General features: G+C 35.8%; 13 protein-coding genes. All 13 read left to right on the forward strand.

Going from position 1 to position 13,624, the window contains the following annotated elements; all coding sequences use genetic code 11:
* On the forward strand, nucleotides 1–681 hold a 681-nt coding region (locus tag AC6F8J_RS07415; protein WP_500722115.1), incomplete at its 5' end, for a hypothetical protein.
* A 103-nt stretch (nucleotides 682–784) separates the two neighbouring features.
* Nucleotides 785–1,615, forward strand: coding sequence for a hypothetical protein (locus AC6F8J_RS07420; protein WP_500722118.1), 831 nt, complete (start codon nucleotides 785–787; stop codon nucleotides 1,613–1,615).
* Nucleotides 1,616–1,649: 34 nt separating this feature from the next.
* Entirely contained in the window at nucleotides 1,650–2,021 is a 372-nt protein-coding gene (locus AC6F8J_RS07425; protein ID WP_500722121.1) for a YegP family protein, read from the forward strand.
* A gap of 39 nt (nucleotides 2,022–2,060) precedes the next feature.
* Nucleotides 2,061–2,915 carry a hypothetical protein gene (locus tag AC6F8J_RS07430; protein ID WP_500722123.1) on the forward strand — a complete coding sequence of 285 codons (855 nt, stop codon included), beginning with the start codon at nucleotides 2,061–2,063 and terminating at the stop codon, nucleotides 2,913–2,915.
* A gap of 158 nt (nucleotides 2,916–3,073) precedes the next feature.
* Nucleotides 3,074–3,361, forward strand: a complete 288-nt coding sequence (locus AC6F8J_RS07435; RefSeq protein WP_500722126.1) for a hypothetical protein — start codon at nucleotides 3,074–3,076, stop codon at nucleotides 3,359–3,361.
* 66 nt (nucleotides 3,362–3,427) lie between these two features.
* Nucleotides 3,428–4,648, forward strand: a complete 1,221-nt coding sequence (locus AC6F8J_RS07440) for an S-layer homology domain-containing protein (protein WP_500722129.1) — start codon at nucleotides 3,428–3,430, stop codon at nucleotides 4,646–4,648.
* Between the two features lie 122 nt (nucleotides 4,649–4,770).
* Nucleotides 4,771–6,093, forward strand: coding sequence for an extracellular solute-binding protein (locus AC6F8J_RS07445; protein ID WP_500722132.1), 1,323 nt, complete (start codon nucleotides 4,771–4,773; stop codon nucleotides 6,091–6,093).
* A complete protein-coding gene (locus tag AC6F8J_RS07450; protein ID WP_500722134.1) occupies nucleotides 6,090–7,883 on the forward strand; it encodes a histidine kinase in 1,794 nt (597 codons plus the stop codon). The genes AC6F8J_RS07445 and AC6F8J_RS07450 overlap by 4 nt, the downstream gene beginning before the upstream one ends.
* A 21-nt stretch (nucleotides 7,884–7,904) precedes the next feature.
* The gene (locus tag AC6F8J_RS07455) at nucleotides 7,905–9,500 is read left to right on the forward strand and encodes a response regulator (protein ID WP_500722136.1); all 1,596 of its coding nucleotides are present in this window, start codon (nucleotides 7,905–7,907) and stop codon (nucleotides 9,498–9,500) included.
* A 205-nt stretch (nucleotides 9,501–9,705) separates the two neighbouring features.
* Nucleotides 9,706–10,419, forward strand: a complete 714-nt coding sequence (locus tag AC6F8J_RS07460) for a phosphatidylinositol-specific phospholipase C domain-containing protein (RefSeq protein WP_500722140.1) — start codon at nucleotides 9,706–9,708, stop codon at nucleotides 10,417–10,419.
* Between the two features lie 180 nt (nucleotides 10,420–10,599).
* The gene (locus AC6F8J_RS07465; protein WP_500722144.1) at nucleotides 10,600–12,180 is read left to right on the forward strand and encodes a BCCT family transporter; all 1,581 of its coding nucleotides are present in this window, start codon (nucleotides 10,600–10,602) and stop codon (nucleotides 12,178–12,180) included.
* Between the two features lie 130 nt (nucleotides 12,181–12,310).
* Entirely contained in the window at nucleotides 12,311–12,568 is a 258-nt protein-coding gene (locus tag AC6F8J_RS07470; protein ID WP_500722146.1) for a BCCT family transporter, read from the forward strand.
* A 319-nt stretch (nucleotides 12,569–12,887) separates the two neighbouring features.
* The coding region (locus AC6F8J_RS07475; RefSeq protein WP_500722149.1) for an MgtC/SapB family protein at nucleotides 12,888–13,624 on the forward strand (737 nt) is incomplete at its 3' end.

Raw genomic sequence — 13,624 nt, forward strand, 5'->3', positions numbered from 1 at the left:
GATCAAATATTTTTTGAACCTACAGATGTCGATTATAAGGATTTGACTTTTTTTATCTATTTGTATGATGAAGAAAATAAAAAAGAGTTTCAGGAAGCATTTAGAAATACTTTTATCGATGAACCCTTCTCCATGGCGCTAACAAACCTTGATACTAAAGAAAAGCTTAAGCTATATAGTACAAGTGGCGAAATGAAACAAGTACTAATAGAAAGTACTGCCAGCAATGCAGCAGGAAAAAGCATGAAGGCTTTTTATTTTCGTGATGTTAATGCGGATTACTTTACAACCATTATTCCGGAGCTTAAGCTCATAGAACACTATAGAAGTTCAGTACTAGATATGAAATGGTTTGCTTTTGAAGCATTAGGCTTTAGAGGTAGGCGCGTAGATGATGGCAAAGCTGTAATCACGTTTCAGGATTTAGGAATGGGCGGCGTTCATGACTACTCTACTTTTTATGATTATGTCATTGATTTAAAAAGTGGTAAGTTTGTACAAATCGATAGTTATTTGAAGGAAAGCCTTAAAGGAAAAGAAGTACCTGGTTATAGAAAAAGATATGTACTATCAGATCTTAAAAAAGAAAGCATCGATATTTTTGATCAATTAAGTGGGTACAAAGAGATTAAACATGAAACACATTATGATGGTGAACATCCACCATCTTGGTGGGACTAATATTAAGTGGTTAAAGGGTCAAAACTAAGTTTCACTATATAGTTTTGACGCCTTAACCATTAAGTAAATAAATGAATATTTTTATTAGAAATGGGGTAAAGAAATGAAGATGATTAAAGTTTTTGTATGCATGATTGTTGTCGTACTTTTGGTAGGTTGCGGTAAAGATGAAACACCAACAAAAAACACAGTTTCAGAAAATAGTACCCAAGAAACAGAAAATACAGAAGAAAGTAGCAAAGCGCTTACAGAAGAAAAGACGGAAGAGAACGAAGATAAAGAAGAGGTAATGGATTTGTCAGAGGTTAAAGGCAAGGCCAAGATTACTTATGATTCTAGTTTGACAGGGGAAGATTTATTAAAAAGCATTGAGCTTAAAGGTGAAGGTAATTTCTTTGATAACATTGCTTATAAATCAATCATGGAAACAAAAATGTATACAGGCTCTGACATTCAGACGACGCAAATAGAAGTGGTTCAAAACAAAAATGGTGATCTGTATATGAAGTCTATTTCACCGCTGGGTGTGGGAATTACTTTAACTAAAGAAGTTGACGGAATTGACATGACATACTCATACATGGAGGGTGAAGCGACGGGCTATTTAATGAAAGATTCAATGGAAGATGAAATGTATGATGATTTTTTTGAAGAGGGTCTTGGATTCTATGATTCTGAGTATGAAACATTATTGGAAGCCAAAGTCGAACAATTAGATGGTAAAGAGGTCATTTACTATGAAGTGGAAGATGGAGATACCATAATGAAAAATTGGTTTTCACCTGAGGTTGGTAGTCCTTTAAAGACTGAAGTGTGGGTTGGCGACCTGTTGGTCATGGAAAACAACATAACCAAATTTGAAATCTTAAATAAGGTCGACGACAAATATTTCCAAATCCCGAGTAATGTAACCTTTCAAGAGATGGATTATTAATCCAATTAAATAATGAACCGGTGGTGGGTATAGAATGAAACGTGCTGTTTTTGAAATAAAAAGAAACGCTGTGGGACAATACTTTTTTGTTTTTAAAAAGATTGAAGGAAATAACGCAGTTGTTTCTATGAGCTTTTCAGAAAGGTCCAGTCTTGAACATTGTCTATCGCAAGTTAGAGAAAAGTCTAAAATAGCATGTATTGTCGAGGCGTCCATTGATCAAGACAAGTTGCCTCAGTTCTTAATCCGATTGGAATCAACCGGTTATGCTTTTTACTTAATTGGTTTTGAATGCGAGATTATTCTTGCAAGTGAGCATTATGTAGATAAAGAACCTTGTATTCAAGGCATATTGGCCCTTAAGGCCTTGTCTTATGATGCAGGCATATTAGATTTGACGGACTAAAAGAAAGGAGATATGGTGACGTAGTCATCATAAAAACAAATGAAAAAATATGGTATATGGATAGGTATGATCAGTTTATTGGTTTTTATATTTGCAGGATGTGGTAATAATAAAGAAGATGAGGTAGCTCAAGGACTAGGTGCTTTAATAGAAAACGTTGAATCATTAACAGATGAAACGCTCATACAAGATACCATGGAAGTTGTAGCACAAGTGGAAGAAGCTGTAACAAAAGAAGATAATTTTGCAAGTATAGTGCAACTTTCTAACAAGTTTGAAGATTTTTATAATGTATTAGAAGAGGCAGGAGAAGACATTGATGATTTTGCGTTTTTAGGAGATATGATGACATTTAGCACCTTGCAAATGATTAATGCCGATATTGAACTTGAACAGGCACTACATTTAATGGCAGATTCATGGGAAGATGCTAAGAAGGATATGCCAAATGGTGCCGGTCAATATGATAGCGCATTAGTAAAAGAAGGCGATCAATATCATTATAGCTATAATGCCTACTGGAATTCAGGTAAGGTATCTAAAACGATGTTAACCTATGATCCTAAGGAGAAGACGATTGATTATAGTCGTGTAAGTGATGATGAATCAGATATCAACCGTTATATGCAACAGTTCATCGACAAAGACGGTAAATTCTATGTAACCTATAGTGAAAAAAATTTAGCTAACAATGAAGGTGGAGAGATAATCATCTTCTTTGATGGAACTCAAGCTTCCTATGCCCGAAATGTCAAAATTGAAGGTTATGACGTCACAAGTAGATTGGATATCATTTTGGATAAGCCAAATACGTGGGAGGCGCTGGTGAAAGATGAAATCTACTCGACCATGTTTATATTTGATGGCACTCAAGTGAACTATCAAAATAATTAAGAAGAAATCTATAGATGCCCAAGATAATTCGAAGCCTAAAGCAATAGTTGTTAAAGTTAGAGAAAAATCATTTTTAGAGCTATGATATAAACATGACTATAAGATATGGCATGATGAACCCATGATAAGAATAGATCATTAGAGGAGGAGGCAAATAGATGAAAAAAATCATAGTTATGATTATGATTATGGCTCTAGCGTTATCAGTAAATACAGATATAAAGGTCCATGCTATGGGTGAAAGTAATTTCATAGCAGCAGGGTGGGGTACAACTTTTTTTGTTAAAGAAGATGGAAGTCTATGGGGATATGGAAAAAATGACCAAGGCTTGCTCAGAAGCGAATTGGCGTACATAGAGGAACCAAAACAACTCCTAGAAGATGTAAAAAGCATAAGTGTAAACCGTTATGCAGTCCTTGTCGTTAAAAATGATGATACATTATAGTATTGGGGCAGGCTACCAAGTCACAAAAAAACAATAGTACCTATCAAAATCCTTGAGGGTGTTACCATGGCCACATTAGATGGGTATAATAATCAACTCATTTTTGTTCTTAAAACGGATGGGACACTTCTTCAACTAAACAAAACTATGTTTGAGCCAGTATTTCATAGTAGCAAAGTCAAATTCATAACAATTGGGGGGTATAACCGATTTTTTATCAATGAAGCAGATGAGTTATGGGGTTGGAACGATATTAGCAACACGACATACGGTGCTTTAGGGGTTGGACACACAGAACCGATTCTTCAACCAGTGAAAATATTGGAAAATGTCGAGTATGTCGTTGGTGATTTGACCACCACGATGATTATTAAGAAGGATGGAACATTGTGGATGTGCGGTAGGGGCAATCAAGGAAGATTTTTTGATGGTACGAAAGAGATTAATGGACCGATACTTGAGCCGGTGAAAATCATGGAGAATGTCATGCATGTGGCCATACGAGATACTGCCTTTTTTGTTATAAAAAATGACTATACGATATGGACATGGGGTAAAAACAACAATTATGGTTTAGGCATGACGCATCTATCTTCTCCGGTAATATGGACAACAGATGTCTACAATATGACCGTAGGCTATCAACACCAAGTGGTTCTAAAGTCGGATGGCACATTGTGGACAGGTGGTAGAAGAGATGGTGTTTATAAAGCACTTCATAGTACCCAGAATGTATTAAGACAATCCGCCACAGGTCTTGTGGATGTCCCTGCATCATGGGCGGTGACTGAAGTTAGAGAAGCAGAAAACATCGCTTTGATACCGAATTTTTTGCAAATGGACTATGCAAAAACCATTAATAGAAGTGAGTTTTGTACTCTGGCCATCACGAGTATTGAAGTGACAATGGGTATGACCATTGAAGCTTATTTGGGCATAATGGACTTGGAAATGCCTTCTACATCACCTTTTGAAGACGTAGCAGCCTTAACAGAGACATCTAGAAGAAATATACTGGCAGCATATGTCCTAGGCATTGCCGAAGGTACTTCAGAAACAACTTTTGAACCTAAGAATCCTATTACGAGAGAGCAAGCCGCAAAAATGCTTACAGCGACAGCCGCTGCACTGAATATGGAGACAGAAGCGACACTTCCGGTTTTTGAAGATGGATCACTCATATCTGAATGGGCCAAACCCTATATTGGATATATGTTTGACACCAAAATCATGGGTGGCGTTGGTGAGAATCGCTTCGACCCCAAAGGTGGTTTTCAACGGTATTGAGGTTACATAAAATAACTAAAAATTGACAATGTTTTCTAGCTGATATATACTTAATAAACAAAAATCACAAAGATATCTACGATTACCAGAGTGTGAGGTAGATAAGTATAAGCGAGGTTCAAATGAAATCAATCATAATTGGTCTTGTTTTATGTCTTGGAATATTATTAAGTAGTACCGGCTGTAAAAGCCCAAATCAAAATGTTGATATAATAAATCCCAAACCTCTAGAAATAGAATTTTGGTATGGTTTAACAGGCGTACAGGGAGAGGCAATGGAAGCATTTATTGCGGAATATAATATGATTCAAAAGACACACATAATTAAAGGTGTGTCTTTTGATAGTTATGATGTTACTTCTAAGGCCCTTGAAGCTGCGCTTGCAAGAGGTAAAGGACCGGGCGTTGTTCTCTTAGAAGATTATCAAATGTATAGTTTTGCAAAAAAGGGAGGGTTAAGATCTTTAAATATGTTTATTGATCAAAGACCGGACTTTGATTTGAAAGATATTTTTCCTAAGTTTCTAGCCCAAGTTACGGTAGATGAAAAGATATATGGTTTACCCATATATGGGACAACGCAGATTCTCTATTATAGAAAAGATTTGTTTAAGCAAGCAGGACTTAGTGAGGCCAATCTCAAAACATGGGAAAGTCTTGCAGAGGTAGCTGAGAGATTAACCGTTACCGGACAAGACGAGATTCTGGTATATGGTTGGGAACCAATGCAAGGTAGAGAAAACCTGATTGATGCCACCATCAATCGTGGTGGTAGGATACTGAATGAGGAGGGTACGAAAGTATTGATTAACGAAGAGCCCTGGATTTATACATGGGAACAGTTTCGAAAATGGATACATGAAGACCAAATCATGAAAGTACATTATGGTGGTGAAGGTTGGCAATATTGGTATGCTACCATCGACGATGTATTACAAGGACGGGCTGCCGGTTATACAGGTTCGGCAGGCGATGCAAGAGAACTGGACTTTAATATTATTGGAGCGCAAATGCAACCTTATTGGGAAGGCTTTGAGGGTCAACCGGTTGGTGTTCATAATGCGCATACGATTTGTATTCCTACATTTACCAAGGATGAGATTGCTATGGCGGCATTTGATTGGATTGAGTATTTTACCAGTAAAGAAATGACGGGAAAATGGTCCATGGAGACAGGGTATTTACCAATTCGTATGTCAGTCATTGATCATAGTGAATTTAAAAGTTATATGGAGAAAAATGAGCATCTTAAAGTGGCCATGGAACAAATGAAAAAAACAACCAGTATAACGTACGATCCTACAGGCGGTGCAATATATGAAGCTTTAAGAATTGCAGCTGAGAAAGTAGAGATTCTAAATATCCCGACAAAAACAGCCCTTGATGAAGCACAAAATGTTGCCCAACAGGCTTTGGATGAGTATCTTATTAGAGGTGCACAATGAGAATCAAACATCTAAGAAACAAGTATTTTTTATTCATAACAGTTTTAACTATTGGTATCATTGTTATACTTGGTGCTATTTCGATCACTATATTTTCCAATACCATGCTAAAAGAAGTTAAAACGATTGCAGATCAAAAAATTCAAATAATAAGTAGTGATTTGGAAGATGAATTAAAGAATGTGTTTAGCTTAAGTGAAAGAGTTCTTAACAACCAAGAGTTGGAAAGAAGGTTGTTACTTGCTGAAAACAATTATGAAAGTATGTATGAGAAAATGCGTGCTATTTCAGAAATAACAAGAGCCTATGCTTATGCGGATGTAGGTATAAATTCTATATTCTTTATGGATAAAGATCATCAAATATATGATCCATTCTATATGATATCGCCATACAAAGAAATAATTGATCAGTATGAAGCTTATCAAGACTTCAAGGCTTCAGGAGTCTACTCATCATTTTCATTACCAACAAACTTTCCAAGTAAATTTGACACTGAGCCAGGCAACAAATCTACCATAACATTTTTTGAGATGTATTTATCAAGGGATGATTATCAAGAGATAGGGACAATTTTAACCAATGTAAAAATAGATTATTTATTTATGACGTTTAGAAATGCCTGTAAAACTGAGTTTCATTCAGCGTATGTGGTTGACTCTGAGGGGAATGTCATTTATAAAGTTGAAGATGACAATAGAGATGATGTCCTATCAGTAAATGAAATAATTAGACTTGGCGGTCAAAGTGGTATCTTAAATATTAACGATAAGGACTTTTATTTTATTAAAAAGGGCTTGGATAGCTACTCTGATTGGCAAATTATAGGTATCATGGAATATAATCATTTAAAAACAGGCATAAATGCTATATTGAAATATTACTATGTTATTGGGTTTTTGAGTGTCATCGTTATTATTATAGCATCCTTTATATTTGCAAAAAGAATTACAAAGCCAATTTTATTACTAAAAGAATCTATGGATATTTTGGCTACAGGAGAGTGGCCACAACCATTGGTACCGACAACCCATGATGAGATAAGATCGCTTATTGAAGGCTATAATAATATGTTGGCCGAACAGCAAAAGCTCATTGAACAGATTTATTTAGAGCAAGAAGATAAAAAGAAAAAAGAAGTTGAAACAGTAGAGCTTAAACTAGATTTATTACATTCCCAAATCAACCCTCATTTTATTCATAATACTCTACACACTATGCAATATTTGTTGAAAATAAATAAAACAGAAGGGTTACTGGAAATATTAACATCCTTTAATCGTTTATTGAGATTCAATATGTCTATTGATAAGACATTTATAACCCTTAAAGAAGAAAAAATGTGTATTGACAGTTATATCAAGATTTTAGAATACCGTTATAATAAGGTGTTCGATATTACCTATGAGTTGGATGAATCTTGTCGTCATTTTATGATTCCAAAACTTATCTTACAACCCCTTGTTGAAAATGCAATCTATCACGGTATCATACCGAAAAAATCAGATGGGAAAGTTATCATAGCGATTGCGCTGGGTAGAACTTTCTTAAAAATCAAAATAGAAGATAATGGTGTTGGCATTGAACCCAATAGGATTAAGGATATACTTTTAAACAAAGAAAAAGGTAGTAGCGGTTCCTTTAATCAAATCGGAATTCATAATATCGATAAAAGGTTACGCCTTATTTATGGCGATGAAGCCAGGCTCAAAATCATAAGCGCAGTAGGTGAAGGTACTGTGATATCTTTTTGCATACCCTTGAATCAGCTTGAAAGTGAACAGCAATAAAAAGTTATGGAGGTTACGGATATGAAAAAGTCCATTATAATTATTGATGATGAAATGCCATCTAGGGAATCACTAAAAGCGTTTATGGCTTGGGATAAGACAGACTATTATATTTTGGAAGAATTCGATAATGGTCCTGAGGCCATAGAATTTTATCGGAATAATAAAGTAGACATCATTATTACGGATATTCAGATGCCGATTATGGATGGCTTGGCGTTCATCAAAATCATTAAGAGTATAAACAAGCAACAAGAGATTATTGTGCTAAGTTGCCATGAAAAATTCTCATACGCTAGAGAGGCCATGCGCTATGGTGTTAATGACTATCTTATAAAGGATATGCTTACCAAGGAAGACCTTCTTGAAGCGCTTAATAAGAGCAAAAGACAGCATCAAGATCTTATTGAAGAAAAAGCATTTACTACCTCTTTTGATGTATCTATTGATAAGCTATTAGAAGAGGATGCTACTTATGATTGCTCACCAGAGGTTGTAGCGTGTTATCATATTCTTTTAGTAGTAGCTTTTGATGCGCCTGTAGTTAGCAATGATACGATGAACTGCGATGTTGATTCGGAAGGTATAGAAAAAGTTAGAAACGCTTTAGGAGTGAAATTAGGTATTTCAGGAAATCGATTGGCACAAAAAGGAAGTCTTGAATGGGTCCTCCTTACAGAAATAAATCAGGTAAGCAGCCAGCTAAAGTATATTTATGATAGTCAGAACATGGCAACAAGGGTCAGGAAAATCATATCTGAAATTATGCTTTGTGATTTCACCATTGGTATCAGTCGAGGTTTTAAGGGCGTCACGGATATCGTATCAAGATATGAAGAGGCAAGTGAAGCATGTAAATATAGGGTTTTTCTTGGTGAGAACAAAAATATATTTTATAATACAGTTTTTACACAAATGACGAACTTCAATCCAAATCGTTTGGATACAATGATCGATAGGGCACAAAAGTATATGGACGAAGGTAATTTAAAGGCCATGCTGGAGACGGTTGAAACGATTTACTTAGAAGACATTAAGGGATTCATGCAGTATAATTATATTCGTTATGTGAATGCGCGTATTGTTTCCCTGCTGGTTGACTATATCGGAAAAAATGATTTATCTTATGCGTGGGTCTTTGGCAAAAACTTTATTCCACTAAATGAGTTGGAGGAAAGCAATACCATTGAGGAAATCATTGCTTGGTTTTCAAAAGTTATAGAGCGCGTTGTTAAGAAAGATCAGACTGAAGTGGAAATGAAATATAGCTTGAGGGTTATGCAAACCATTCATTTAATCAATAAACATTATACAGAAGGCATACAGCTTACGGATTTATCTCAAAGGTTAGGCATACATAAAGTGTATTTATCCAGAATTTTCAAAGAAGAGACAGGGAAAAATGTAACTCAATATATACAGGAACTGAAAATTAATGATGTAAAAAAGATGTTGATAGGAGCCAATCAATCTATCCAAGAAATAGCTGAGACGTTAAATTATTCAAGTTCACAGCAACTCTCATCTGTATTTAAAAAAGAAACCGGTATGACCCCAAAAGCCTACAAAAAATTAATGTTTGGAAAATTGGTTAAGGCGTCAAAACTATATAGTTGAACTTTCTCATACCATATATAGTTACGAATGTATCAACGTAATCTATATATGGCATGTGAATTAAGTGAAACTTAGTTTTGACCCTTTAACCAAAATTAGAGTTAAATTAACGTACAAAAGGTTAATTCGAGCTCTTTTTTTTTTGTGCCAAAAAACATATACTCATATTAATTCAAAGTAGAAAGCATAAAGAAAGGGGCAAATAATGATTATTGGACACAAAGGAACCTCCGCATACGCACCGGAAAATACACTGGCCTCCATAAGAAAAGCAGTTGAGATGGGTGTGAAATGCATAGAAATCGATGTGCAGTTGACAAAAGATAAGGAAATCGTCGTTATTCACGATTACACTCTTAATCGAACAACCAATGGAAAAGGTTGGATTAAAGAAAAAACTTTGAAAGAAATTAAAGATTATGATGCAGGTAGTTGGTTTGGCAAAGCATTTGAGGATGAAAAAGTACCAACACTTGCGGAAGTGGCTGAGATTATCCCGAAGGATGTATGGTTGAATATCGAAATCAAAAGCATTGCCAGAGAGCGAGGCGATATTGAGGAACGTATATTGGATATAATTAAAGGTTATGGCATCTTAGAGAGGGTCATCGTATCATCTTTTGACCATGTAAGTCTGCTTAAGTTCAGAGGATTAAATCAAGATATAAAAATCGGTCTTTTAATCTATGCATATTGGATTCACCCATGGGAAATGATTGAGCAATCCGGCATCATGCCTTATAGTATTCATCCGGCTATAGAATATTTAGATGAGGCTTTTGTAGCTGAAGGTAAGAAAAGGGGTTATAAAGTGTTTCCATATACGGTCAATACAAAAGATGAATACCTCTATGCTATGAAATTAGGTGTAGACGGGATTTTTAGTGATTATCCGGATATGGCTGAAAAAAATCAGTAAAGGGCTAGAATGCAAAATTCATTTGATGAAATTGCAAATATGGTTAAAGGGTCAAAAATAAGTTTCACTAAATTCGCCTACCATATGAAGATTACGTTGATACATTCATAACTACATATGGTAGGTGAAAGTTCAACTATATAGTTTTGACGCCTTAACCAAATATAAGGAGGAAGTGAAATGAACATATTTAAGAAATTCAAAGAAGGACCGAAGATTGATAAAGCAATTTATTGGCCTTCAGTAATCATCACTATTGCACTTGCAGTCTATTTTGTATTGAATCCAAAGAGCAGTTTGGTCAAACTGAATGCCGTATTCAATTATATGACAAATGAATTGGGATGGACTTACATTTGGTTCACCTTAGCGGCTTTTGCCAGTGCGATTTATTTGATATTTGGTAAGTATGGTAAGGTTATATTAGGGGCACCTGGGGAAAAACCAGATTTTTCAACCTTCTCTTGGATCGGTATGATTTTTACCGCATCGACAGGTTCTTCATTGCTCTATTGGGGAACCATTGAATGGATTTATTACTGGCAGTCACCACCTTTTGGTGCAGAAGTAGGATCGTGGCAGGCAGCTGAATGGGCATCTACTTATGGTCTATTCCACTGGGGAGCAACAGCTTGGGCCATGTATGCAGTTGTATCGGTCGCCATCGCTTATGTGTATCACGTAAGAAAAAAACCGATACTAAGATTATCAGAAGCCTGCAGAGGTTTAATGGGTGACAGAGTAGACGGTTGGATGGGTAAACTTATTGATATATTTTTTGTGTTTGGTCTTATAGGTGGTGTTACAACTTCCATGGGACTTGGAACACCGATGCTTACAGCAGGTATTTCTAAGCTTACTGGTATTGTGCACACTCAGGAATTGGAGATTATAGTTATTACAGTATGGACATTATCCATCGGTGTTACAGTATTCCTTGGTCTTGAAAAAGGTATTAGAAGACTTTCAGATCTTAATATTTACTTGGCATTTGGTGTGTTGACATTTTTGCTCGTACTTGGTGGGCATACAGTATTTATTCTTAATCAATCAACGACAGCAATGGGACTTATGTTTTCAGAACTCATTAATATGAGTTTTTGGACAGATGCCGTAGGTCAATCCAAACATCCACAATGGTGGACGATTTTCTACTGGGCTTGGTGGGTAGTCTATGCACCGGCTATGGGTCTGTATATTGCTAAAATATCAAAAGGTAGAAGCATTAAGCAAGTTGTTCTAGGTTCTGTTTTTTGGGGATCTCTAGGTTGTTGGGTATTCTTCTCAATCCTCGGCAACTACTCCATGGGTCTTCAGTTAAGTTTTAATAATCCGGAATTATTTCCTGGCAGAGGTTTAGATGTCATATCTATATTTGAAAATCTAGGTCCTGCATGGGCAGTTGTGGAGACGATAGCAGCAGCACCTCTTGGAAATATACTTTTGTTTGCATTTATTCTACTGGCCTTTATTTCTATGGTAACCGGACAGACGACGATTGCTTTTACTTTGGCATCGGTTACGACAAAAGAGTTAAAAGAAGACGATGAACCTGCCAGATGGAATTCCTTTTTATGGGCATTGATATTAGGCTCCATATCTATCTCCCTCCTATTATTCAATGCATTAAAGCCATTGCAGACCACCTCTATTGTGGCCGCTTTCCCCTTAATGTTCGTATTGATCATTGTAGCGGTCTCATTCTTTAAAATGATAGAAAAAGATAAGGTGGTTGAAAAAAGGGAAGGAAATAAGGAGTAGTATTTCCAGATTTTGGAGAAAGCCATGGATGACTCCATGGCTTTCATAAATAATAGGGTAAGGTGTCAAACTATATAGTGAACGTAGTGAAACTTAGTTTTGACCCTTTAACCATAATAGGGGCGTGACTATGTTTGCACAAATCATAGAAAAATCAAGAAATAAGATTGTATTTGTGTTATCAATTTTAATTATTTCGGCGACTTCATTATGGGGAATATTTTATCCTGATTCTTTAGGAGAAAGGGCTTCATCCACTTTTGTTCTTGGTATTTATACATCAGGTGGGAATCCTAATCCCTCAGCAAAAAAGAAGGTGGCTTGGGGTATTACACAATTATTTTTAGCATTGGCATTATTACTTGCAGGAGGATTAGAGGCTTTATAAACGGCCAACATCGTAGCGGCTTTTCCTTTTGCTATTATTATGTTACTTTCGATTTTTGCATTAACGAAATCTCCAAAAGAAGAAAGAGTGACACGTAAGATTAAATTAAATAACGAAAAAAGTAAGTTCTTATTATTTGACAAAAAAGCAGGATAGTTGATTGTTGTTTTTATCTCCAAGGTATATAGTAGCTATAATAGTATTTGAAATTCGATAGAATAAAACTGAAGATATGTAAAATCACTCAGATGAAGAAAGAATAATTTCTTTTATTTTGCGTTAATTTATAATGATTGGTTTTGAGTAGGGGTGTTAAAATATGAATAAAATGAGTAATAAAAGTATTGCCATTAATGAAAGCAATAAAAGTCATATATGGAATATACCGGCCTTTTTGGTCATCAGCGTACTAACCATGATGACAGGCGTTTTACTATTGATGGATTTGCCAAGACTTCAGTTGTTGGATTATGTGGTTGATCTGAATGCCTTGGTTAAAAGTATGTTTACTATATTTCTGGCTTGTGTCATTGGCTCGACCATTGGCTGGGAGCGGGAGAGCCGTAATAGACCAGCAGGTCTTAGAACGTACGCACTTGTGTGTATGGGTTCAGCGCTTGTTATGATTACTTCATTTAGTATTTTTGAAGCCTATCATACAGTGGTGAATTCGGACCCAGCTAGACTCGGTGCTCAAGTTATAAGCGGTATTGGTTTTCTTGGCGCTGGTACCATCATCAGGGATAAATTCTCTGTTAAGGGACTTACAACAGCAGCTTCCTTGTGGGTTGTGGCTTGTATTGGATTGGCTATTGGGTCCGGTATGTACTTGACCAGTATGATTATCAGTATTGTGGTTTATTATATCTTACATAATTTAAGGTGTATGGAAGACATTAAGGCTGAAAAAATGAACTATGAGATTCTCATTCGTTTAAAAGAAGAGAATGGGCAAATAAAAGCCATTCACAAAATTATGGATAAATATGAAATTGTTGTTAGGGATATTAACATTGTTTATGGTCAAACCAGTTTTTTAGAAGAGGACAATGAAGA

It is taken from the genome of Petrocella sp., from assembly GCF_059865615.1.

What these genes read in the sequence shown, in the direction of transcription:
- AC6F8J_RS07420 (WP_500722118.1), top strand. Translation starts at nt 785, where the DNA reads ATGAAGATGATTAAAGTTTTTGTATGCATGATTGTTGTCGTACTTTTG.
- AC6F8J_RS07425 (WP_500722121.1), top strand. Translation starts at nt 1,650, where the DNA reads ATGAAACGTGCTGTTTTTGAAATAAAAAGAAACGCTGTGGGACAATAC.
- AC6F8J_RS07430 (WP_500722123.1), top strand. Translation starts at nt 2,061, where the DNA reads ATGAAAAAATATGGTATATGGATAGGTATGATCAGTTTATTGGTTTTT.
- AC6F8J_RS07435 (WP_500722126.1), top strand. Translation starts at nt 3,074, where the DNA reads ATGAAAAAAATCATAGTTATGATTATGATTATGGCTCTAGCGTTATCA.
- AC6F8J_RS07440 (WP_500722129.1), top strand. Translation starts at nt 3,428, where the DNA reads ATGGCCACATTAGATGGGTATAATAATCAACTCATTTTTGTTCTTAAA.
- AC6F8J_RS07445 (WP_500722132.1), top strand. Translation starts at nt 4,771, where the DNA reads ATGAAATCAATCATAATTGGTCTTGTTTTATGTCTTGGAATATTATTA.
- AC6F8J_RS07450 (WP_500722134.1), top strand. Translation starts at nt 6,090, where the DNA reads ATGAGAATCAAACATCTAAGAAACAAGTATTTTTTATTCATAACAGTT.
- AC6F8J_RS07455 (WP_500722136.1), top strand. Translation starts at nt 7,905, where the DNA reads ATGAAAAAGTCCATTATAATTATTGATGATGAAATGCCATCTAGGGAA.
- AC6F8J_RS07460 (WP_500722140.1), top strand. Translation starts at nt 9,706, where the DNA reads ATGATTATTGGACACAAAGGAACCTCCGCATACGCACCGGAAAATACA.
- AC6F8J_RS07465 (WP_500722144.1), top strand. Translation starts at nt 10,600, where the DNA reads ATGAACATATTTAAGAAATTCAAAGAAGGACCGAAGATTGATAAAGCA.
- AC6F8J_RS07470 (WP_500722146.1), top strand. Translation starts at nt 12,311, where the DNA reads ATGTTTGCACAAATCATAGAAAAATCAAGAAATAAGATTGTATTTGTG.